At 56.7% G+C, this 21,036-nt stretch carries 22 protein-coding genes; 13 read left to right on the top strand and 9 right to left on the bottom strand.

Translation table 11 applies throughout. The features are described from left to right. Positions 1–14 precede the first annotated feature (14 nt). The gene (locus OS189_RS11895) at positions 15–1,037 is read left to right on the top strand and encodes a quinone-dependent dihydroorotate dehydrogenase (protein WP_267167594.1); all 1,023 of its coding nucleotides are present in this window, start codon (positions 15–17) and stop codon (positions 1,035–1,037) included. A gap of 11 nt (positions 1,038–1,048) precedes the next feature. On the opposite strand, the gene OS189_RS11890 is transcribed toward OS189_RS11895, so the two are convergent. The 3 genes from OS189_RS11890 to OS189_RS11880 are packed head-to-tail and all read right to left on the bottom strand — an operon-like array spanning position 1,049 to position 3,295. Beyond that, positions 1,049–2,371 carry an MATE family efflux transporter gene (locus OS189_RS11890; protein ID WP_267167526.1) on the bottom strand — a complete coding sequence of 441 codons (1,323 nt, stop codon included), beginning with the start codon at positions 2,369–2,371 and terminating at the stop codon, positions 1,049–1,051. After that, positions 2,364–2,876: a PaaI family thioesterase gene (locus OS189_RS11885; protein WP_267167525.1), complete on the bottom strand. Its 513-nt coding sequence runs from the start codon at positions 2,874–2,876 to the stop codon at positions 2,364–2,366. Before OS189_RS11885 ends, OS189_RS11890 begins: the two co-directional genes overlap by 8 nt. Further along, positions 2,873–3,295, bottom strand: a complete 423-nt coding sequence (locus tag OS189_RS11880) for a PaaI family thioesterase (protein ID WP_267167524.1) — start codon at positions 3,293–3,295, stop codon at positions 2,873–2,875. Before OS189_RS11880 ends, OS189_RS11885 begins: the two co-directional genes overlap by 4 nt. Positions 3,296–3,430: 135 nt before the next feature. Here OS189_RS11880 and OS189_RS11875 point away from each other — a divergent pair, with 135 nt between their 5' ends. Further along, on the top strand, positions 3,431–3,811 hold the full coding sequence (locus OS189_RS11875; RefSeq protein WP_267167523.1) for a MerR family transcriptional regulator: 381 nt from the start codon (positions 3,431–3,433) through the stop codon (positions 3,809–3,811). Positions 3,812–3,813: 2 nt separating this feature from the next. Here OS189_RS11875 and OS189_RS11870 read toward each other — a convergent pair whose 3' ends face one another. Next, positions 3,814–4,011 carry a hypothetical protein gene (locus OS189_RS11870; protein WP_267167522.1) on the bottom strand — a complete coding sequence of 66 codons (198 nt, stop codon included), beginning with the start codon at positions 4,009–4,011 and terminating at the stop codon, positions 3,814–3,816. A gap of 273 nt (positions 4,012–4,284) precedes the next feature. Here OS189_RS11870 and OS189_RS11865 point away from each other — a divergent pair, with 273 nt between their 5' ends. The 8 genes from OS189_RS11865 (at position 4,285) to OS189_RS11830 (ending at position 12,681) form a co-directional block, all read left to right on the top strand. Next, positions 4,285–4,683, top strand: a complete 399-nt coding sequence (locus tag OS189_RS11865) for a MerR family transcriptional regulator (protein ID WP_267167521.1) — start codon at positions 4,285–4,287, stop codon at positions 4,681–4,683. A 37-nt stretch (positions 4,684–4,720) separates the two neighbouring features. After that, positions 4,721–6,502, top strand: a complete 1,782-nt coding sequence (locus OS189_RS11860) for an acyl-CoA dehydrogenase C-terminal domain-containing protein (protein ID WP_267167520.1) — start codon at positions 4,721–4,723, stop codon at positions 6,500–6,502. Positions 6,503–6,550: 48 nt separating this feature from the next. Then, on the top strand, positions 6,551–6,763 hold the full coding sequence (locus OS189_RS11855) for a hypothetical protein (protein WP_267167519.1): 213 nt from the start codon (positions 6,551–6,553) through the stop codon (positions 6,761–6,763). A 63-nt stretch (positions 6,764–6,826) separates the two neighbouring features. Next, positions 6,827–7,360, top strand: coding sequence for a hypothetical protein (locus tag OS189_RS11850; RefSeq protein ID WP_267167518.1), 534 nt, complete (start codon positions 6,827–6,829; stop codon positions 7,358–7,360). Positions 7,361–7,365: 5 nt separating this feature from the next. Next, positions 7,366–8,154, top strand: coding sequence for an acyl-CoA dehydrogenase family protein (locus tag OS189_RS11845; RefSeq protein WP_502226663.1), 789 nt, complete (start codon positions 7,366–7,368; stop codon positions 8,152–8,154). A 185-nt stretch (positions 8,155–8,339) separates the two neighbouring features. Beyond that, positions 8,340–8,978, top strand: coding sequence for a glutathione S-transferase family protein (locus OS189_RS11840; protein WP_267167517.1), 639 nt, complete (start codon positions 8,340–8,342; stop codon positions 8,976–8,978). A gap of 79 nt (positions 8,979–9,057) precedes the next feature. Then, positions 9,058–10,269 (top strand): acetyl-CoA C-acetyltransferase, encoded by a 1,212-nt coding sequence (locus OS189_RS11835; RefSeq protein ID WP_267167516.1) that lies wholly within the window; start codon positions 9,058–9,060, stop codon positions 10,267–10,269. Between the two features lie 204 nt (positions 10,270–10,473). After that, a complete protein-coding gene (locus OS189_RS11830) occupies positions 10,474–12,681 on the top strand; it encodes a 3-hydroxyacyl-CoA dehydrogenase NAD-binding domain-containing protein (RefSeq protein WP_267167515.1) in 2,208 nt (735 codons plus the stop codon). Positions 12,682–12,861: 180 nt separating this feature from the next. Here the strand turns inward: OS189_RS11830 and OS189_RS11825 are convergent, their stop codons facing one another. The 3 genes from OS189_RS11825 to OS189_RS11815 all read right to left on the bottom strand — a co-directional run bounded on the left by OS189_RS11825 (position 12,862) and on the right by OS189_RS11815 (position 15,380). Beyond that, positions 12,862–13,533 carry a Hint domain-containing protein gene (locus tag OS189_RS11825; RefSeq protein ID WP_267167514.1) on the bottom strand — a complete coding sequence of 224 codons (672 nt, stop codon included), beginning with the start codon at positions 13,531–13,533 and terminating at the stop codon, positions 12,862–12,864. 258 nt (positions 13,534–13,791) lie between these two features. Then, positions 13,792–14,442 carry a sulfotransferase family protein gene (locus OS189_RS11820; protein ID WP_267167513.1) on the bottom strand — a complete coding sequence of 217 codons (651 nt, stop codon included), beginning with the start codon at positions 14,440–14,442 and terminating at the stop codon, positions 13,792–13,794. Then, entirely contained in the window at positions 14,439–15,380 is a 942-nt protein-coding gene (locus tag OS189_RS11815; protein WP_267167512.1) for a DMT family transporter, read from the bottom strand. Before OS189_RS11815 ends, OS189_RS11820 begins: the two co-directional genes overlap by 4 nt. Positions 15,381–15,486: 106 nt before the next feature. Here OS189_RS11815 and OS189_RS11810 point away from each other — a divergent pair, with 106 nt between their 5' ends. Beyond that, positions 15,487–17,115: an AMP-binding protein gene (locus tag OS189_RS11810; RefSeq protein ID WP_267167511.1), complete on the top strand. Its 1,629-nt coding sequence runs from the start codon at positions 15,487–15,489 to the stop codon at positions 17,113–17,115. A gap of 294 nt (positions 17,116–17,409) precedes the next feature. Here the strand turns inward: OS189_RS11810 and OS189_RS11805 are convergent, their stop codons facing one another. Continuing rightward, a complete protein-coding gene (locus OS189_RS11805) occupies positions 17,410–17,664 on the bottom strand; it encodes a hypothetical protein (RefSeq protein WP_267167510.1) in 255 nt (84 codons plus the stop codon). A 58-nt stretch (positions 17,665–17,722) separates the two neighbouring features. Between OS189_RS11805 and OS189_RS11800 the strand changes: the two genes are divergently transcribed. Both OS189_RS11800 and OS189_RS11795 read left to right on the top strand, forming a co-directional pair. Then, positions 17,723–18,736 carry a hypothetical protein gene (locus OS189_RS11800; protein ID WP_267167509.1) on the top strand — a complete coding sequence of 338 codons (1,014 nt, stop codon included), beginning with the start codon at positions 17,723–17,725 and terminating at the stop codon, positions 18,734–18,736. Continuing rightward, positions 18,733–19,440 (top strand): SGNH/GDSL hydrolase family protein, encoded by a 708-nt coding sequence (locus OS189_RS11795; protein ID WP_267167508.1) that lies wholly within the window; start codon positions 18,733–18,735, stop codon positions 19,438–19,440. The genes OS189_RS11800 and OS189_RS11795 overlap by 4 nt, the downstream gene beginning before the upstream one ends. Positions 19,441–19,464: 24 nt before the next feature. On the opposite strand, the gene OS189_RS11790 is transcribed toward OS189_RS11795, so the two are convergent. Then, positions 19,465–20,862 carry an SPOR domain-containing protein gene (locus OS189_RS11790; protein WP_267167507.1) on the bottom strand — a complete coding sequence of 466 codons (1,398 nt, stop codon included), beginning with the start codon at positions 20,860–20,862 and terminating at the stop codon, positions 19,465–19,467. Between the last annotated feature and the right edge of the window lie 174 nt (positions 20,863–21,036).

The raw sequence follows: 21,036 nt of genomic DNA, 5'->3' as shown, positions 1-21,036 counted from the left end.
CCCTGATCGAGGCGATGGGCCTGAGCGTTCTGCGCCAGTTTGACCCCGAAGCAGCCCACGGTCTTGCCATTCGGGCCCTTCGCGCGGGTCTTGCCCCCCGCCCCGGCCCTGTCAGCACACCACGGCTGGCGGTCGATCTGGCGGGTCTGGCACTGCTGAACCCTGTCGGCCTTGCCGCTGGGTTTGACAAAAACGCCACTGCAATCGAACCGCTGAGTGTTGCCGGTTTCGGATTTATCGAAGTGGGTGCCGCCACGCCCTTGCCGCAATCAGGCAACGACAAACCGCGCCTGTTCCGCCTGAGCGAGGATCGTGCCGCGATCAACAGGTTCGGCTTTAACAATGACGGGGTGGATGCGATCTGTGCGCGCATTGCATCGGCAAAACGCACCGTCCCTGTCGGACTGAACCTTGGCGCAAACAAAACCAGCCCCGACCGCGCCGCGGATTTCGCGCGCGTAATGGAAGTGGCGAAAGATCACGTTGATTTTGCCACCGTAAACGTATCATCCCCGAACACTGAAAAACTGCGTGACCTTCAGGGCAAGGCCGCACTTGCCGGATTGCTGGAGGGTGTGATGCAGGTGCGTGGTGATACGCCTGTAATGCTGAAAATCGCGCCTGACCTGACGGACGCCGAAATTGCCGATGTCGCTCAGGTCGCGCAAGACGCAGGCGTTGCGGCGATCATTGCAACGAACACAACCTTGTCACGCGAAGGTCTGCGTTCAGCGCATAAGGACGAGGCGGGCGGGTTGTCCGGCGCGCCGTTGTTTGAAAAATCCACACGGGTGTTGGCGCGTCTGTCCACGCTCACTGATGTGCCAATCATCGGCGTCGGGGGGATCAGCGATGCGGATCAGGCCTATGCCAAGATTTGCGCAGGGGCCACAGCCGTACAACTATACACCGCATTGGTGTTCGGCGGGCTGTCGATGGTCGGCTCCATCGCGCGCGGCATTGACGAGCGGCTCGCCCGTGACGGGTTTGCTTCGGTGTCCGAAGCTATCGGATCCCGCCGCGACGATTGGCTCTGAGCGGCGGGTAGTTACCCCGCCGTTGCACGCTCCAGCGCGGGATACCGCGCCCCCAACGTCACAGCACGCGCAACAAACGATATCAGCATGGCCAGCCACAGCCCGTGGTTGCCCGCCAGCGGCACCAGCACCACAACGCTCACCAGATAGACGGCGAACGACAGCGCCATCATATTGCGCATGTCGCGGCTGCGGGTGGCGCCGATGAATATCCCGTCCAGCATGAATGCAGCGCAGGCGATTACCGGCATGCCGACAAGATAGGGCAGATACTCACGCGCTTGGGTGCGCACGTTCGGCGCTGTCGTCATCGCATCGACAATCATGCCCCCGGTAACTGCAAAGGCAACCGCCATAAGAGCGGCAACCGCAAACCCCCAGCCAGATGTCAAAAGCGCCGCACGGCGCAAGCGTAAAGCATCACGCGCGCCGGTCGCTTTGCCCACCAGCGCTTCGGCCGAGAAGGCAAAACCGTCCAATGCATAGCTTGCGATCATCAGGAATTGCAGCAGCACCTGATTGGCTGCCAAAGTCACATCGCCTTGTCCCGCGCCCACAAACATGAAGCTGACAAATATCGCCTGCAACAGAAGCGAGCGGATCAGGATATCGGTGTTGACCGACATCATCCGCCGCCACCGCATGCCATCAAAAACATTTGCCCATGCGCGCCATGCAGCGCCCGCAAACGCCACACGGCAAAACCAAAGGCCCAGCGCAAATCCACTCCATTCCGCCAGCACAGTGGCAAAGGCAACGCCCTGCACGCCCCAGCCCAGACCAATCACAAACCAGATATCAAGGCCGATGTTCAGCCCGTTCATCCATAGTTGCAGCACCAGCACCGCGCGCGTGCGCTCTTGGGCAATCAACCATCCTGTTATGCCGTAAAGCGCGATAGCGGCTGGCGCAGACCAGATGCGAAGGGCCATATATTGCCGCGCCAGTCCTTCAACCTCGGCACTGGCGGGCGAGACACGGAAAGCCGCCCAGAACAACGCCGATTGCAGCGCGATGATAACAATACCTGCACCCAGACCAATCATCAGCGCGCGGGTCAGCAGTGCCGCGACCTCGTCGCTGTCGCCCTGCCCTTCGGCCTGCGCGGCCAGTCCCACTGTGCCCATGCGCAAAAACCCGAATACCCAGTAAAAAGCTGACAGGATAATCGCGCCAATACCCACCGCGCCGATTGGTGCGGCAAGGCCCATCTGCCCCACAACGCCAGTATCGACCGCACCCAATATAGGAACAGTCGCGTTGGACAGGACCACCGGCACAGCGATGTTAAGAACACGCCTGTGGGTCAGCCTGCCGACCGCAGTATCAGCCACGCGGCGCTGGCATCACAAAATGCCCCATCGCCTGTGCGTACAGCCGTTCGCGATTATCCTGCCATGCCTCGACCTGAACCGAAGCGTACCGCCGCCCCGCGCGGGTGATGCGCGCGCGCGCATAGGCGTCACGCGGTAGACCTGTGCGCAAATAATCTACTGTAAAATCTACCGTCTTCGGCAGTCGCGGCAGATCCTCGGGGGCGCAACCTTCCAGATCAAGCTTGCCTGCCTCAAGATCGTCCCACAGATGCGCCCAGTTCAGCGTCATCACCGCTGTAATCTCAAGAAATGCGGCGGTTGTACCGCCGTGCAAAGCTGGCAACAGCGGGTTACCGATCAGCTCCTGCCTGAACGGCATAATGCCCGTCAATTCGTCACCGCGTCGCTCGAACTCGATCCCCAAAAAGCGGATATAGGGCACGGCCCCTGCCAGCGCATTCAGCGCGGCATCGCGGCGTTGTTTGACCACCTGTACGGGTTCAGGGCGTTTGCGCGGGCTCATTTACGGGCCTCCACTGTGAATGCACCGGTTGCGGTTGCAACGGGGTTTTCCTCGTCTTCGTCCAGCGCGACAGCACGCACAAATGCAACCGAGCGGGTGATGTGATAACAGGTCGCGCGTGCGGTGATTGTCTGGCCTGGGGTTGCGGCGCGCATATAATCAATACGCAGATCGATTGTGGCTGTGCCGCCCGCGTTATCGGGATGGGACATCACTGCCGCGCCGCAACAGGTATCCATCAGCGCCGAAACCGCGCCGCCATGGATCACGCCTGTCACCGGATCACCCACCAGATCGGCCTTGTATGGCATACTGATCGCTGCAACACCTTCACCCATTTCCTGCGGCTGCATCCCCAACATGACGGAATGCGGCAATGCCTGAATGAACTGTCGTGCAAACGCTATCTTGTCGGCCATAAGCCCTCCTTGCGGGTATGCGGAGCAATACCTTGTGGTGTACCCTTACAGCCCAAGGTCGCACAAAGGGCAAGAGTCCCCGTTGCACATCGCGTGCGGGGCTTCTAGCGTACAGGTCCGGAGGATGACAAACCCATGAGCGATGATACACGCCTGACGTTCAAAGAAATGTGCGCCAAGTTTGACGTAACACCGCGCACCTTGCGCTATTACGAATATATTGAATTGCTGTCACCCGAGCGGGAGGGCCGCACGCGGTTCTACACCGCCCGCGAACGCGCACGCATGGAGCTGATTCTACGGGGCCGCAGCTTTGGCTTTGCATTGGAAGATATCCGCCAATGGCTGCTGATATATGAAAACGAAGGGACCGAAGCGCAGATGCGCGCGTGGGTCGAAATGGCGAACCGACAGCTTGAAGAGCTCGCAGAAAAGCGAATTCAGCTTGCCGATGCGGTCAGTGAGCTGACCCGCCTGCGCGATGTCACCCTGAAAGCCTTGGGCGAAGACACCTGAAATTACAGCTTGATTCGCCCGGCTGCTGTCTCAATCCCTCTGGCCAGTTCCAACAGCTCTGCAACAGCTTCTGCAGAGACATGGTCCGCCATCTCAAAAGCAACTGTTTCGACAATTTTGGCAGCCGCTTTCAGGTAGTTGCCCAGATCTGTCAGCACGTCTGAACTATCATCCGAACGGTTCTGGACCAAAGAAGTCACTACAAACCTCCTGATTGGTAAAAATGGGCGATACCGTCTAGACCGTCGAAGCCCACCTGTCTTTCGGACGGGCGAGACACCATGTCGCGCATTTATCGTTATCCTGAACCCTTAAATCTCCTTGCGGCCTCTACTCCATCTGACAAGTGACGTTAAGTCACGTAACGCGACTGTAGAAATTGACGTTACGTATCACTACGTAAACTTCATCAAGCGATATATGCTTCAACAATCCACCAGACCGGCACCGTGCCGTAACCCTGTGAGAATTTTATGAGTAACGATAAACTTACAATCCGTGAAATGTGCGACACATTCGACGTCACGCCCCGCACACTGCGCTTTTACGAAGCTAAAGAGCTGCTTTTTCCCGAGCGCGTCGGGCAGAAGCGTCTCTTTACCAAACGCGACCGCGCGCGCCTCAAGCTAATCATCCGCGGCAAGCGCTTTGGCTTTTCGCTCGAAGAGATACGCCAGCTTCTTGACTTGTACTACAAAGGCGACGGCCAGTTGAGCCAGCTTGAGCAAAGCTATGATCTCGCCGGCAAACGTCTTGAGGACCTGATAAAGCAGCGTGACGACATTGACGGCGCGATTGATGACCTGCGTGAACAATTGAAATGGGTCGAGAAAATGCTCACGACCCTGCGCCAGCCGCGTAAGGCCGGATAAATCATTCAACCGAACAAACGATCTTGGGAGATACCAGATGCCAACCTACACCCCCCCGACAAAAGACCTGCAATTCGTTTTGCATGATGTCCTGAAAGTAACCGAGGCCGACACCCCCGGCTATGCCGATCTGGAGCCTGAATTTACCGGTGCTATTCTCGAGGAAGCCGGGAAACTGACATCCGAAGTTCTCGCGCCGCTGAACGTGACGGGCGACAAGGAAGGCTGTCGTTTGGAGAACGGTGTGGTTTACACGCCTGCAGGGTTCAAAGAGGCGTTTGAAAAGGTCAAAGAGGGCGGCTGGCCCGGACTGGACATGCCAGAGCAGTACGGTGGGCAGAACATGCCAGCGGTCATCGGTTCGGCTGTGGGTGAGATGTTCTCGGCCTCCAATATGGCGTTCACAATGTATCAGGGCCTGACGCACGGTGCCGCTTCTGCGATACTGGCGCACGGAACGGACGCGCAAAAAGACAAGTATCTGCCGAAAATGGTCAGCTGTGAATGGACCGGCACCATGAACCTGACAGAGCCGCATTGTGGTACTGATCTGGGCCTCATGCGTACAAAAGCAGTACCACAGGACGATGGCAGCTATAAAATTACCGGCCAGAAGATTTTCATCTCGTCGGGCGAGCATGACATGGCCGACAACATTATCCATCTGGTGCTGGCCAAGATCGAAGGCGGCCCTGAAGGCATCAAGGGTGTGTCCTTGTTTATCGTACCCAAGTTCAATGTTGAAGAAGACGGCGCGATAGGAAGCCGGAACAGCGTTGCTGTCGGTTCCATCGAAGACAAGATGGGCATCCACGGCAACTCCACTTGTGTGATGAACTATGACGAAGCCACAGGCTACCTGCTGGGTGAGGAGCATAAAGGCATGCGCGCCATGTTCACCATGATGAACGAAGCCCGTCTTGGCGTTGGCATGCAAGGCCTGGCTCAGGCCGAAGTCGCTTACCAAAACGCGCTGACCTATGCGCATGATCGCCTTCAAGGCCGCGCGGTGACCGGTGCTGAAGCACCCGACAAGCCCGCCGATCCGCTCATTGTGCACCCTGATATCCGCCGCTCGCTGATGGATCAGAAATCATTTGCCGAAGGTGCGCGCGCGTTTATTCTGTGGGGCGCAACCATGATCGACGCAGCCCATCGTTCAGGCGACAAAGACGCTGACGGCCTTGTGTCTCTGCTGACGCCTGTCATCAAGGGTTTCCTGACCGATGTCGGCTATGACATGACGGTTAAGGCACAGCAAATCTATGGCGGCCATGGCTATATCGAAGAATGGGGCATGTCGCAGTTCACCCGTGATGCGCGGATCGCAATGATCTACGAAGGGGCCAACGGCATTCAGGCCCTGGATCTGGTGGGTCGTAAGTTGGCCCAAGACGGCGGCAAACACGTGATGGCCTTCTTTGATCTGGTGAAATCCTTTGCCAAGGAAAACGCCGGTCAGGATGAAGCATTTGACAAGGAGTTCATCGAGCCGCTGAAAGCTGCTTCAAAAGATCTGCAAGCGGCGGGCATGTACTTCATGCAAAACGGCATGAAAAACCCGAACAATGCTCTGGCCGGATCAACCGACTTTATGCACCTGTTCGGTCACGTCTGCCTTGGCCTGATGTGGGCGAAAATGGGCCTTGCAGCGCGCGAAGCATTGGCAAACGACCCATCCGATGCCACATTCTATGAGACGAAGCTGGCAACCGGACGCTATTACATGGCACGCCAATTGCCTGCCACCGCACTGCATCTGACGCGCATCCAATCGGGTGCCGACACGGTTATGGCGCTTGATGCGGCAAACTTCTAGGTTGGTCTGGCGGGGGGCAGTCCCCCGCCAGCTATTTCGGAGAGATATGTGCCAAAACGCTTTCGCCTGACCCGCCGCTTTCCCGTCGCTATGACCGAAGACGGTTATCGACGTCTTAAGAAATTCAGCGCCGATGCCGGGCTGGACGAAGGAGAGGCGCTATCGTTCTTGTTCGAAAATTTCTCCTCCGTGATGAACGAAGAAAACCTGACAGCGCGACTCCGCTTGTTCAACTCGGAGCTGGAAGCCCGCAAAAAGTAACTCCGCATAGCCGACCAGACCCGCGGCACACCTTTCCGCACACTTTCCATGAGGAGACCCGATATGATCCGCACTATGTTGATTGCCGCAACGATGTTTATTGCGGCCTGCGCCGCACCTTACACACTGCCCGCAAACGACCGCGCGGATATCGCCGCGCGCATCGCCAGCTTTGAACGCGCATTTCTACGCGGCGACACAAACGAAATCATCAATGTCGTGCCTCCCCGTATGATCACTGCGATTGCGGCTGAGAGCGGCGTGTCGGAAAAGTTATTGCGCCGCGAGATGGCAAAAGTGACGCGCGAGGCGACCTCGAAGATCAAAGTTGTGTCTTTCGGCATGGCGCTGGATCAGGCAAAATTCCTCACCACACCCTCAGGTCGTCCCTATGGCCTGATCCCGACGCAGACCATCGTACAGTCACCGGACGGAACCAAGCTTCAATCCAATAACAACACCCTCACACTGGAAGATGGCGGCAAGTGGTATCTCATCCGGATTGATGATGCTCGCCAGATCGAACTTATGCGCAAGCTTTATCCGGATTTCAAAGACGTGACCCTCCCGAAGGGCACCGCAAAGGCGGTCGGGTAATATCCATGAACGCTATTTCCCAAGCAGCATCTCCATGGATGAAGGGCGAGCACCGTATGCTTGCCGAGACGACGGTGAACTTCATTAACAATGAATGCGCGCCGCACTCTGCCAGATGGCGCGAACAATTTCAGATGGATCGCAGCACGGCGCAAGAGGCGGATGCATTGGGTTTGCTCTGTCCTTCCATCCCCGTCGAGGGATCGAGTGGCGTCAGCCTTATGGTGGCTGAAACAGAAGATACCGAGGGATTTCAGCGGGGCCGCAACCTTGCCAAGATTGACAAGCAGACTGCCTACACTTCCGAGCTGTTCTTCGACAATGGAGAAATTCCGCCCGAGAACATCATCGGTGTGGAGGAAGGTAAGGGTTTCTACCAGATGACGAGGCAATTGCCGCAAGAGCGTTTGATTATCGCTTGCGAGGCGGTCGGCGCCGTTGAGAACGCGCTTTCACGAACGATCGAAGACGGCAAAACCCGCAGAGCCCTTGGCGGCCCGCTTACACAGCTTCAGAACACGCGTTTCAAACTGGCTGAATGCAAAACGAGAACCACTGCTGCACGCGCCTTTCCGGATCAGCGCGATGTTGAGCATGTGAGCGGTGAATTAACCGTAAATCGTGCGGCCATAGCTAATTACTGGCTCACCGATACCCAAGGCGAAGTGCTTGACGAATGTCTCCAACTTCACGGAGGTTACGGCTTTATGCAAGAGTACGCCATTGGCGTAATGTGGGCCGAAGCGGGGAGCAGCGCATTTATGGCGGCACCAGCGAAATCACGAAAGAACTGATAGCCCGCGATCTGTAACTCCCATCGCCTGGAAAAAACGAAGAAGGAACTAGAGGGTAAAATGATAAAAATTGAGGCTGATAAATTCAATTCCGTATCGGGCAAGCCTGGTTTTGTTTCTTCTCCGAATCCAGGCGGCCCCGTCCGCTTTCCGTCAGCAGTTACAGTAGCAACAGGAGCGATGATATGACGATAAAACTCTATTGTTTTGGCGAAAGCGGTAACGCGTACAAGGCCGCGCTGGCTCTCGAGCTATCCGGTTTGGCTTGGGAACCTGTCAAGGTAGACTTTTTTGGCGGCGAAACCCGCACTACCGACTACCGAAGCAAGATGAATGCGATGGGCGAAGTGCCCGTGATGGTGGACGGAGATGTCACGCTTACCCAATCCGGCGTCATTCAGGACTATATTTCTGAGAAATCGGGTAAGTTTGGCGGTAAGAACGCGTCCGAGCGGCGCGAAATCTTGCGCTGGGTTTTGTGGGACAATCACAAGCTCAGCTCCATGGCTGGCATGACGCGTTTTTTGATGAATTTTCTGCCGGCAGACAAACAACCAAAAGAGGTGATCGGGTTCAATCAGGGGCGACTGAAAGCAGCCTTTGATCTTCTGGACAGTCACCTTGAAGATCGCGAATGGATTGTCGGGGATAGCATCACCAATGCCGATCTCAGCTGTTGCGGCTATCTTTACTATCCCGAACCTTTCGGGTTCGAACGTAGTGCGTATCCCCACATTGACGCATGGCTTGACCGCTTGTCGCGCACCGAGGGATGGAAATCGCCTTATGATTTAATGCCGGGCTCCCCTGCGGATCGCGGATGACCCAATCCTGTGCTTGGTAGCGAAAAGCCAATGCACGCCAAGAAACAGATTTTGAATACCACCTACAGGAGGCCACACTATGACCGAAGCATATATCTATGACGCCCTGCGCACACCGCGCGGAAAGGGCCGCAAAGACGGCGCTCTTCACGAGTTGACGTCGCTGCGCCTGTCCGCGCTCACGCTCAACGCTGTGAAAGAGCGCAACAACCTTGATGGTCACGCTGTTGAAGATGTGATCTGGGGTAATGTTACCCAGGTAATGGAACAAGGTGGCTGTCTCGCACGCTCTGCCGTGCTGGCATCCGATCTGGACGAGCGTATCCCCGGCCTTGCGATCAACCGGTTTTGCGCTTCCGGCATGGAAGCTGTGAACCTTGCCGCCAATCAAATCCGTGGCGGCGCAGGGATGGCCTATATTGCTGGCGGTGTCGAAATGATGGGTCGCGTAGCCATGGGCAGCGATGGGGCAGCTATCGCCGTTGATCCGTCACTTGCGATGGACCAGTATTTTGTTCCCCAAGGTATCTCGGCCGATATCATAGCCACCGAGTACGGATTTACCCGTGATGAGGCAGATGCGCTTGCCATTGCTTCACAGCAGCGCGCCAAAAAGGCGTGGGACGAAGGGCGTTTCGATAAGTCGGTAATCACGGTCCGCGACCAAAACGGGCTCGAAATTCTAAGCCATGACGAATACATGCGCCCGCAGACCGATATGCAATCTCTTGGCGCGTTGAATCCTGCCTTCCAGCAGATGGGCGAAGTCATGCCCGGTTTCGATAAGGTTGCGCTGTTGAAGTATCCGCATCTGGAAAAGATTAACCATATCCACCACGCCGGCAACTCCTCGGGTATTGTTGATGGTGCGGCTGCGGTCCTGATCGGCAACAAGGAATTCGGTGAGAAATATGGCCTGAAGCCACGCGCACGCATCCGTGCCACTGCCAAGATCGGCACCGACCCGACCATCATGCTGACCGGTCCTGTACCCGTAACCGAAAAAATCCTTGCCGATAACGGTATGGATATCAAGGACATCGACCTGTTCGAAGTTAACGAAGCATTCGCCAGCGTTGTCATGCGGTTTATGCAGGCGTTTGATGTGGACCACGACAAGGTCAACGTAAACGGCGGCTCCATCGCCATGGGTCACCCGCTGGGTGCGACCGGTGCGATGATCATCGGCACCCTGCTGGATGAGCTTGAGCGCGCTGACAAAGAGGTCGGCCTTGCCACGCTTTGCATCGCTTCGGGCATGGGTGCCGCAACAATCATCGAACGGATGTAAGCAAATATCAGGTGCTGAATATGACGGATTGCAAACTTACCCAAGGATCGGCGCAGATGGGCGTTTCCCCGGCAGGTTTGCGATCTGTTCTACCGCTGCATCAACTTCTTTGTGACGCACACCGTCGCCCACCCGACAACGGATAGACAGACGCTGGACCTAACGGTTCGGCCGAAACTGAAAATACAAAATCAGGAACGCAAAATGACCGATTTTACAATGAACATAGATGCCGAAGGCATCGCCACAATCACTTGGGACGTGGCTAAGAAATCCATGAACGTGATGTCTGTGGAGGGTCTGGAGGAGCTTGACGCGCTGACAGACAAGGCACTGGCGGATGATGCGGTGAAAGGCATCATCATCACCTCTGGCAAGGAAGGATCGTTTGCCGGCGGTATGGACCTGAACCTACTGGCAAAGATGAAATCCGACGCAGGGGACGATCCGGCAAAAGGTCTGTTTGAAGGCACGATGCGGATGCACACCCTGCTGCGCAAGATCGAGCGCGCAGGAATGGATGCGAAGACCAACAAGGGTGGCAAGCCTGTCGCCGCCGTCCTGCCCGGCACCGCCGCTGGCATCGGGCTGGAGCTACCGCTTGCAACGCACCGCATCTTCGTTGCCAACAACCCCAAAGCCCGTATCGGTCTGCCCGAAATTCAGGTTGGCATCTTCCCCGGTGCCGGCGGGACAACCCGTCTGGTACGGATGCTGGGTGCGATGGCCGCATCCCCACTGTTGCTGGAAGGCAAGATGTTGGCCCCTGATGCTGCGAAAAAGGCGGGGATCATACACGAGGTCAGCGATGATCCGATGGCAGATGCGCGCGCTTGGGTGCTGTCCGCCAAGGACAGCGATATCGTGAAGCCGTGGGATGCCAAGGGATATAAAATGCCCGGCGGCACGCCCTACCACCCCGCAGGTTTCATGACGTTTGTGGGCGCCTCCGCCATGGTTAACGGCAAGACAAAGGGCGCGTTCCCCGCAGCCAAAGCATTGTTGTCAGCTGTTTATGAAGGCGCGCTTGTACCGTTTGACACCGCGCTGAAGGTTGAGGCACGCTGGTTCACCTCCATCCTGATGAACCCGACATCTGCCGCAATGATCCGCTCGCTTTTCCTGAACAAGGAAGCGCTAGAAAAAGGCGCTGTACGCCCCGAAGGTATCCCCGATCAGCGTGTGAAAAAGCTGGGCGTTTTGGGGGCCGGCATGATGGGGGCTGGCATCGCGCTGGTGTCTGCACAGGCTGGCATCGAAGTGGTTTTGATCGACCGTGACCAAGAAGCGGCAGACAAGGGCAAGGCATATTCGGCAAACTACATGGACAAAGGCATTGCCCGCAAAAAGGCTACCGAGGAAAAGAAGGAAGCGCTGCTGTCGCGCATCACGGCAACTCCTGATCTGGACGCACTGAAAGGCTGTGATCTAATCATCGAGGCGGTGTTCGAGGACCCGAAAGTGAAGGCGGAAATGACCAAAAAGGTAGAGGCGGTAATCCCCGAGGATTGCATTTTTGCCTCCAACACCTCTACCCTGCCGATCACCGAGCTGGCCAAAGCCAGCAGCCGTCAGGAGCAGTTCATCGGCATCCACTTCTTCAGCCCGGTAGAGCGGATGTTGCTGGTCGAGATCATCAAGGGCGCGAATACCGGTGATCGCGCGGTGGCAAAAGCGCTGGATTACGTGCGCCAGATCCGCAAGACGCCGATCGTGGTCAACGATGCGCGGTTCTTTTACGCCAACCGCTGCATCATCCCCTACGGTGGCGAGGCAAACCGCATGATCACCGAAGGCGTTGCGCCTTGGTACATCGACCAAGCCGCACAAATGCTGGGCTTTCCTGTGGGTCCTGTGCAGTTGGGCGATGAGACTTCTGTCGATCTGGCCACCAAAATCATGCGCGCGACCAAGGCCGCGATGGGCAACGCCTATCCCGCGTCCGAGGCGGATGATCTGATTGTCTGGCTGGAAGAAAAGGGCCGTCTGGGCCGTAAAACCAAAGCGGGCTATTTTGACTACGACGAAAAAGGCAAACGTCTGGGGTACTGGAAAGGCTTGCAGGATAAATATCCATTGGCGGAAGAGCAGCCCGAATTGCAAGACGTTCAGGATCGTCTGATGTTTGTTCAGGTGCTGGAAGCGGTGCGCGCGCTGGAAGAAGGCGTATTGATGGACATCCGCGAAGGCGATGTGGGCGCGATCCTTGGCTGGGGCTTTGCGCCGTGGTCCGGCGGGCCGTTCTCCTGGCTCGATATGATCGGCACACCCTACGCAGCCGAGCGATGCGACCAGCTGGAAGCACAATTCGGCGAGCGGTTCAAATGCCCTGATCTGCTGCGCGAAATGGCAGAAAAGAACCAGTCTTTCTACGGGCGCTTCGGTAAGGAAGCTGCTGCCAGCGAGGCCTGATCCAGAGCTCTATACGAAAGCTGAAAGGGGGCGCTCCGGCGCCCCTTATTCTTGCCGATACTCTCAGTATCGAAATGCCTGTACAAACTTGAACGCAATAAGGGGCCGCCGAGGCGACCCCTTTTACACCACGGGGATGGTTGATTAATGTCGGCGCATCGATACGCCGATTTGTTGCCGTCAGATGGCCGAGAATTGATCGGCAGCCGTTGCAGGCACCATCATCTGATCTTCGAAATACATCATGTCGACCAGTTCTTCGGCTTGCTCACCGCTCAGCACGCTATAGGAAGCTGTGCCCGCTTCGAGAAATTTGTCCAGTGTGGACATGTCGCGTGGACAATGGATCAGCGCGCCGCCTTCGGCATAGATCACTTCTTCGTCAGCAAAGTAGACTGCAATCAACTCGACCCGCTGCAAAGGTTGGCGGCGGCGGATGCCCCGCAGACCAACAAGGCTGTGTGCAGTGAGGATTGCAAATGGATCGCCGTGCATGTCCTGTGCCGCATCGCTCTCAACCATCACCCCCTGATCGGGTAGCAAAACCAGCTCTTCACGGTTACCCAGCGCGTCCACCGGAATGATCACCGGCCAAAAGGTTTCGGACGTGCCCGGCGCATCAAGCCACACGTGGGCGCGGCGGATTTCGGTGATCTCCTGCATGCCGTGATCGAATGTAAGCACCTTGTCACCCACGGCCAGCGCATCAATGGCGCGCCACCCCAAGTTGCTAGCAACCCGTGTGCCAACCATCAATCCATGGCTAAGCGTTGCAATACCACCGTCGTAAGCACCGGACATTTCAACAGCGCGGTGCGCAGGTGGTTTTGACTTGAATCCTATTCCAAACATCGTTTCCATTCCCCTAAGTGTGCACCCTCTTTTGTGGTGCATTTTGTTTTGATGTCCTCAATTGACGTGATTCTCAGGGCGATGAATGGTCACGATCGGGGCAGATTTAGGGCATTGTCACCATTCACCCCAATAATTCACCCGAAGCAGTAAAGATTTAGTTGATAACGTGGACAATCAGCAGCTGTTTCACAATTTTCGCGAGAAATTTTTGAAAATTCTACAATCAACAAGAATCATGAAACCGGCCTGCCAGTTCTAAGGCTCAAATCTGTACCCGAACCGCGCAATATCTTCTGCACACATCATTTCAACCTGTTCACGGCTCGTGTCGGTATACGCGGCGCGGTAATCTGCCGCCCTTGTACTTTGATTGACGTGCGGAACGTCCAGATCAAACCCCAAATGGGATTGCAGCGGATTTATATCCTCCGCAAGATGTTCAAGGCGGATAAATAAATTCGCACGTTCCCGCCCGCCGCTGTCGGTAACATATGACGCAGCGGGCGCGCGCGAAAAACTGTCGGCAATGGACGGTGCGGCCACAAACGCTGCAAACGTGCTCTGTTTGGCAAGTATTACAGCCGGATGATCAAAATGCTGCCCGCGCAGCCAGTGATAATAACTGACCATGCGGTCCCAAGGGTTGCGCACCATGGTAAAGACAAACAGATCATCAAGCTCATCAATGTTTACCAAACCCTCCAAATCGGCAAGTGTGGCGTGTTTCCAAAGCCGCCCTGTAGCAGTGACTCCTTTCAGCCGCTTGCGTCTTTTAATCGCTTTGGGGGTGTCACCCAGCATGATGTCGTCCTTCATCGCGCGGGCTTCCAGCGCCAGCGCCATGGATGTGCCCCCTGTTTTGGGCGCGTGAACAAACAGGTAACCTCTGCCCCGTGACAGTATCATTCCGCCTCCTGCGGTATTCTGACCGCGCGCACAGACATCGCGTCATCTGTACGCAGGGTAATCACGGCACCCGCACCGGCAATCAGTGCCATTCCAGCCAGTGCCAGTGGCCCGACAGTCTGCCCCCACAATATCCACGCCCAGAAACTGGCAAAAACAAGCAATGAGTATTCAAATACCGCTACATAGCCGGCCTCGCCCAACAGATACCCCCGGAAAATCAAACCGATGCCGATGATTGATCCAACGGCCTGAACCGTAATCCAGAACCACATTTCTGCGGTCAGCGGCACCCAGCCGCGCAGCACAAACCCCGAAAACCCCTCTGGCCCGCCTGCGGGAAGGACCAACAGGCCAACAGCGCCAAACAGTGCCAGCATTGCGAAAAATCCTGCCGACAGGGCGATTGTGCTTTCCTGTGCGCACCAAAGCCGTGTGACCACAGCACCGATTGCATAAAGCATCCCCGCAACAATAGGCAGAAAGCTGACCATATCCAGCGCACGCGGATCAGGCTGGATCACCAGCAATGCACCGATAAATCCCAGCAGCACCGCAGAAATTCGAACCAAGCCGACACGGGCGCCCTGAAACATGACTGAAATCAGCAGCACAAATAGCGGTGCCGTAAACAATCCTGCAACCACAACGCCGATGGGCAACACAGACAGACAGCCAAAATAGATCAGCATCGCGCTGGCAGGAAACAGACTGCGCGCCAGTACGGCTCGCAGATTAACGGGACGAATTACGCCGATTCCGGCCGCCGCGCCCAACGCCAGCAGCAAAACTGCCATAATGCCGCGCACCATATGAAATTGCCAAAGTGATCCGGTTTCCGAGACATAGGGTACGAAATTATCGGTGATCCCCAGCGCAAACATACCCCCGAGTATGGACAGCGCGGCCATTCCCGGCCTCAAGGCAGTGTCACTCATCAATCCTACTCCCACCCGTTTCAGCCATCTTCGCGATTGCATCTTCACGCATCCTGCATATCGTGCTTTGACGTATTCGCAATATTGATATGGGGGAAGTAGCGCGATGGGCTGGATGAGTGACGAGACAGGGCTGGAGAAATGTGCCGCCAATTACGTGCCGCTAACGCCTCTGTCCCACCTGCGCCGTGCCGCTGATGTTTTTGCCAACCGCACAGCGGTCGTTTACGGCGACCACCGCGTCACCTACGCACAATACTATGCCCGCTGCACGCGGCTGGCCTCGGCATTAGAGGGTGCAGGCGTTCAGTCGGGTCATGTCGTTGCCACCCTTTTGCCCAACACACCCGCGCAAGCCGAAGCGCATTTCGGTGTGCCTGCCTGCGGTGGCGTGCTGAACACGATCAATACCCGCCTTGATGTCGATACAGTGGCCTATATTTTTGACCACGGCGGGGCGGCTTTGGTGCTTGTTGATACGCAGTTTCTTGATCTGGCCGAAGCCGCTATCGCGCGGATGGAAAATACCGGGCCAAAAATTATCGAAGTCCCCGATGCCGCTGCCGGCTTCCCCCCAAGCGGGCGCCACACAACCTATGATGACTTTACTGCTGGCGGTGATGAAACGTACCGCTGGAAAATGCCGACAGACGAATGGGAAAGCCTTGCGCTGAATTATACCTCTGGCACAACAGGTCGCCCCAAGGGGGTGGTATACCATCACCGCGGCGCATATCTAATGACCATGGGCACCGTCATCAGCTGGCGCATGGTTCTGCATCCCGTATTCATGCAGATTGTGCCGCTGTTTCATTGCAACGGCTGGAACCATACGTGGTTAATGCCACTTATCGGCGGTACACTGGTTTGCGCACGGGACATCACCGCAAAGGCCATCTTCGATGCCATCGCGGATGAAGGTGTTACACATTTCGGCGGTGCCCCGATTGTGCTGAACATGATGGTGAACGCAACCGCACAGGAACAGCGGGACTTTTCGCATGTTGTCGAAGTCTTCACCGCCGGCGCCCCCCCTGCACCGGCCACACTGGGCAAGATTGAGGCACTCGGCTTCAATGTCACCCACGTTTACGGGCTAACGGAAACGTATGGCCACGTGACCGAATGTATCTGGCGCGAAGAAGACTGGGGGGCTTTGGATAAGGCAGCTTTGGCCACAGTGAAATCACGCCAAGGCGTTGCCATGCCGATGATGGAGGAGATCACGGTGATGGATAACACGATGACCCATATCGCCCGTGACGCCTCAACACAGGGCGAGATCATGATCCGCGGCAACTCGGTTATGAAAGGTTATTTCAAAAACCCGCAAGCAACTGCCGAGGCGTTCAAAGGGGGCTTTTTCCATTCTGGTGATCTGGCCGTCCAGCATGGCGACGGCTATATACAAATCGCTGACCGCGCCAAAGATATCATCATATCAGGGGGCGAAAACATTTCCTCGGTCGAGATTGAGGGGACACTGATGGGCCATGATGCTGTGATGTTGGCCGCGGTTGTCGCAAAACCGGATGAAAAATGGGGCGAAGTGCCCTGTGCGTTTGTCGAGCTAAAGCAGGGTGCCGATGTGGACGAAGCAACGCTGATCGCATTCACACGCGAAACCCTAGCAGGGTTCAAGGCACCGAAGAAAATCGTGTTTCAGGAACTGCCGAAAACTTCGACAGGCAAAATACAAAAGTTTGAACTGCGCAAACTGGCAGCGGCCCTTTGATCCAGCGGCAACTGGAATTTTCAAAAATTCCAGACTGGATTTTTACAAAATTCAGGGACGGCACCTTTGATTAAAGTTGCTTTTCAATCCGCCACTCCTGCACTTCAAAAGGCCCTATGGATGTCTCGACGGGGTAAGGTCCGTTGCTGGCGCGGGGCCAGCCTGATTTGCGATAGAACGCAGCCGCCCGTTCGTTTCCTGCAGCGCAAACCATCCATGCAAATTTCCCCGTTAGGGTCTTTGCAGCCGCAATCATAAGCTGTGCAGCGACACCGATGCATTTACAGACAAGGTTCAAACAAAACTGGTATATTTCGGTTTATACAAGCATGAAAAAGATGCTATTTCGTTCGTCATCAACTTAGCTTGGGTGTGATCCAGATGAGCACTGGTTCGTTTTTCAAATTCCCTTGCTGCGCGCTGCGGGACCAGATCGGCGCTCACCACTTTCGCGTGTTCTTGATGCCAACCCATGTGCCAGATATGGGCTATTGCCGCAACATCCCCAACGGTAGCTTTCCTGACTTGCAGATCACTCTTTGCGCCCATTGCCCTGCCCTGCCCAGATGTTAATGTACCTGAATAACAAACCCGAGCAGACCCGCCAATGACCGCGCTAAGTAAATATGACCGCCTTGAGGCTACAGGCCTGTGGCGGCCCGATCCTGACGGGCAGCGGCGCGAGGTGATCGTGTCTGTCGGTAATGCTACGTTGATAATTTCCGACATGAACGATCAGGCCATTGCGCATTGGTCACTGGCAGCTGTTGCGCGGGCCAACACCGGCAACCTACCTGCCATCTTTCACCCTGATGGCGACGATGGTGAAACGCTTGAGCTCCCCGCCCACGAGCGCGAGATGATTGATGCCATCGAAAGTTTACGCACCACAATCGCCAAAAGCCGCCCCCGTCCCGGACGGCTGCGCTGGCTTGGATTGACGTTATCGATCACCGCCGTCGCGGCATTGGTGCTGTTCTGGTTGCCCGGTGCCATGCGTGACAACACATTGCGCGTGGTGCCGCAGGTCAAACGCGAAGCGCTTGGTGTCGCATTGATAGACCGGATGCAGCGCGTCACCGGCCCCATGTGCAACGACAGCGCCGGACTGCGGGCACTGCGCCGCCTGGGTACACGGCTGGACACACCAAAACTTGCCGTGGTTCCCGCCCTTGGTCGCGCGGCCTTGCATTTGCCGGGCGGTGTGATTGTGCTGGACCGTTCGGTTTTTGAAGACTGGGAAGAGCCTGATGTCGCAGCGGGCTACATCCTCGCCGAACTGGCCCGACAGGTCGAGCGTGACCCGCTTGCGGCCCTGCTGGAGGTTGCGGGCCCTTGGGAAAACTTCCGGCTGCTAACAACCGGTGAAATATCGGACGCTGCACTGGACAGCTACGCCGAATATTTAATGACCGCACCCGCAGACGTACCCGACACAACCAATCTGCTGGCCCTGTTCGAAGCAACGGACGTGCGCGCAACACCATATGCGCGTGCGCGCGACATTACGGGTGAAAGTGTTCTGGACCTGATCGAAGGCGATCCGATGCAGGGCCGTGACACCGAACCGCTGTTGGCCGACAGCACATGGCTTCGTCTGCAAGGATTGTGCGGCGGATGATCTTCGACACTGTCGCCACGCTGGCTCTTTCGCCGCTATTGTTGTTTCAGGCTCTTCGCGTACGCAAACACGCCCTGCGCCTGCCCGAGGCGGAAGGGCCGCGCAGCGGCATCCTTGGCGATGGGCCCCCGCTTCATCTGCTGGTGATCGGCGACAGTTCTGCCGCCGGAGTGGGTGCGGATACGCAAGAGAATGCGCTGGCGGGCCGGATGGCGCACGCACTCGCAGTACAACATACCGTCCACTGGCGCCTGATTGCGCAAACCGGCGCGACAACTGCCACAACCCTGACCCGCCTGCAAAGCGAGGATTTACCCCGTGCAGACATTGTTCTGATCATCCTTGGCGTTAACGATGTCACCCGCGGCGGCCCGAGAGCAATCTGGCTGCGCAAACACACCGCCCTGCGCAATCTGTTGCGCACACGGACAGGTGCGAAAAAGCTGGTGATTTCCGAAGTTCCGCCACTGGGAGCGTTTCCGCTGTTACCGAATCCGCTGCGCTGGCTGCTGGGCCGGCGGGCCGCGCGCTTTGATATTGCGCTGCGCCGTGTTCTGGCTGACGAACCGGATTGCAGCTATGTCGCGTTTCCGAACACGCTGGACGTGAATGACATGGCCGAGGACGGCTACCACCCCGGCCCTGTGATTTATGCCGCTTGGGCAAACGAATTGGCCCGCCGGATACTCTCCGACGGGCCATAGTTCGTTTTTTACCAAAGTAGCGGCTTAGCGCGCGAAGGCGTTGTACCCCGCACCACGCAAACGGCTCACCGCGCGGTTCACATCACGCTCGCCACCGAATGGCCCTGCAATCACCAGACGCGTTGTCTGCCCGTTGCGTGTATAGCGACCCACTCGCACGGGCAGCCCCATACGTTGCACCTTTTGCGCCAGACGATGCGCCGCCGCTGTGTCGGCAAATTGGCCCACCTGTACAAATCCACGGCCAGCAACCTCGCCCTTGGGCTGAATACGCCGCGCAGTGGCCTTCGGAGCGACCTTGGGCGCAGAGCGGCTGGAGTATGTCGGCTGACGCTGTACCGTAGCCACCCGCGCCTGCCCCGGTTCTGGAGAGAATACGCCTGCAACATTGCGCACAATCCGCTTAAGAGTCTGGCCGTTGCGCTGCACAATGGTTACCTGCCCGAGTTCTTTCTGCTGGGCAACGTAATCGGTGTAGGGATAGACCAGCGGCACTGAGGCAGTCACGTCCTGCCCATCCGCCTGATTAATCAGGCGGCGCGGCACTGTTGATGTCCAAATCAGGCTCATCGCTTCGTGGCCCGCCAGCGTTTGCTCGGCACGTTTGGGGTTTAGGCGGCCATCTGTCCAAACCTGTTTGTAGCCGCGCGGCACCTTGACATTGGTTGTGTTAACGCGGTTCACAGCAACATGACGCGGCACAATGCGGCGATGCTTTGAAACCTGCACAGGTGCCGTTTCAATGACCATAGGTTGTGGTGCGACATAGGGTGTTACCGTGCGCGGCGCCGGTGCAGAAGATATCCGCGCGCCAACAATCGGGGTAGTCTGCGGACCGCAGCGCACGTCATACGCGCCGCGGCGCAAATATTGCTGGCTGATAGGAGATGCGCCTGCGCATGCGGATTGGCCTGCCTGCGCTACAGTAACCGCACGGCGCACCGGTGCGGGCTGAACAAGCACAGGCTGAACAGTTTTTTCCACAATTGGCGCAGGGCGCTTGGCCACTTGACGCACCACCTTCGGTTTGGGTTTCGGGGCCGCCTTGGCTACACGCGCCGGACGCGGTTTAACCTTTGGCTTGGGCGCTGCAACAGCAGGTTTGGCCTTTACCTCGGGGATGGTGATTTGAACAGCAGATGCGGTTTGCACCGGTTCCGGTTCCGTCACCTTGCCCGCGAACGTCGGTTTGAAACCGCAAACACCTGAGCGTTTGCGCGTCACACGTGGCACCCATGAAACGTTACCGTCGATCCCCGCACGAATAAACACACAACCTTTGCTGTCTACATATTGCTTACCTTTATAAGACGCAGGTGGAAATTCGGAGGGTTCGCTACCCGGACGGGTTTGCGCGCCTAAGCTGCCCGCACCCATTGCGCTGGTGATTAGTGCGATTGCGACAAGTCTAGTAAATTTCATTCGTGCCCCCACAGGATGTTGTGGGCAGAATGTCAAAAGGTCAAAGCCGAGTAAAGCGATAGCATCAACAATCGCCATACTTTCGCCACATTATCGTCGTTTCGCGGATAAATGTGCAAACGATTCGAAGCAAAATGGCAGACAGGAAGCAATAAAGAGCTTCCTGTCTGCCAT

Origin of the sequence: Sulfitobacter sp. F26169L (assembly GCF_026410285.1) — a bacterium.
Taxonomy (GTDB): Bacteria; Pseudomonadota; Alphaproteobacteria; order Rhodobacterales; family Rhodobacteraceae; genus Sulfitobacter.
Note: the sequence above shows the minus strand (reverse complement) of the source record. Positions and strands in the feature narration are given on the sequence as shown.

Coding starts and splice junctions, on each gene's coding strand:
- OS189_RS11860 (WP_267167520.1), top strand. CDS start 4,721: ATGCCAACCTACACCCCCCCGACAAAAGACCTGCAATTCGTTTTGCAT.
- OS189_RS11875 (WP_267167523.1), top strand. CDS start 3,431: ATGAGCGATGATACACGCCTGACGTTCAAAGAAATGTGCGCCAAGTTT.
- OS189_RS11825 (WP_267167514.1), bottom strand. CDS start 13,533: ATGTTTGGAATAGGATTCAAGTCAAAACCACCTGCGCACCGCGCTGTT.
- OS189_RS11815 (WP_267167512.1), bottom strand. CDS start 15,380: ATGAGTGACACTGCCTTGAGGCCGGGAATGGCCGCGCTGTCCATACTC.
- OS189_RS11800 (WP_267167509.1), top strand. CDS start 17,723: ATGACCGCGCTAAGTAAATATGACCGCCTTGAGGCTACAGGCCTGTGG.
- OS189_RS11850 (WP_267167518.1), top strand. CDS start 6,827: ATGATCCGCACTATGTTGATTGCCGCAACGATGTTTATTGCGGCCTGC.
- OS189_RS11845 (WP_502226663.1), top strand. CDS start 7,366: ATGAACGCTATTTCCCAAGCAGCATCTCCATGGATGAAGGGCGAGCAC.
- OS189_RS11835 (WP_267167516.1), top strand. CDS start 9,058: ATGACCGAAGCATATATCTATGACGCCCTGCGCACACCGCGCGGAAAG.
- OS189_RS11840 (WP_267167517.1), top strand. CDS start 8,340: ATGACGATAAAACTCTATTGTTTTGGCGAAAGCGGTAACGCGTACAAG.
- OS189_RS11895 (WP_267167594.1), top strand. CDS start 15: ATGGGCCTGAGCGTTCTGCGCCAGTTTGACCCCGAAGCAGCCCACGGT.
- OS189_RS11830 (WP_267167515.1), top strand. CDS start 10,474: ATGACCGATTTTACAATGAACATAGATGCCGAAGGCATCGCCACAATC.
- OS189_RS11865 (WP_267167521.1), top strand. CDS start 4,285: ATGAGTAACGATAAACTTACAATCCGTGAAATGTGCGACACATTCGAC.
- OS189_RS11885 (WP_267167525.1), bottom strand. CDS start 2,876: ATGAGCCCGCGCAAACGCCCTGAACCCGTACAGGTGGTCAAACAACGC.
- OS189_RS11810 (WP_267167511.1), top strand. CDS start 15,487: ATGGGCTGGATGAGTGACGAGACAGGGCTGGAGAAATGTGCCGCCAAT.
- OS189_RS11880 (WP_267167524.1), bottom strand. CDS start 3,295: ATGGCCGACAAGATAGCGTTTGCACGACAGTTCATTCAGGCATTGCCG.
- OS189_RS11805 (WP_267167510.1), bottom strand. CDS start 17,664: ATGGGCGCAAAGAGTGATCTGCAAGTCAGGAAAGCTACCGTTGGGGAT.
- OS189_RS11820 (WP_267167513.1), bottom strand. CDS start 14,442: ATGATACTGTCACGGGGCAGAGGTTACCTGTTTGTTCACGCGCCCAAA.
- OS189_RS11795 (WP_267167508.1), top strand. CDS start 18,733: ATGATCTTCGACACTGTCGCCACGCTGGCTCTTTCGCCGCTATTGTTG.
- OS189_RS11790 (WP_267167507.1), bottom strand. CDS start 20,862: ATGAAATTTACTAGACTTGTCGCAATCGCACTAATCACCAGCGCAATG.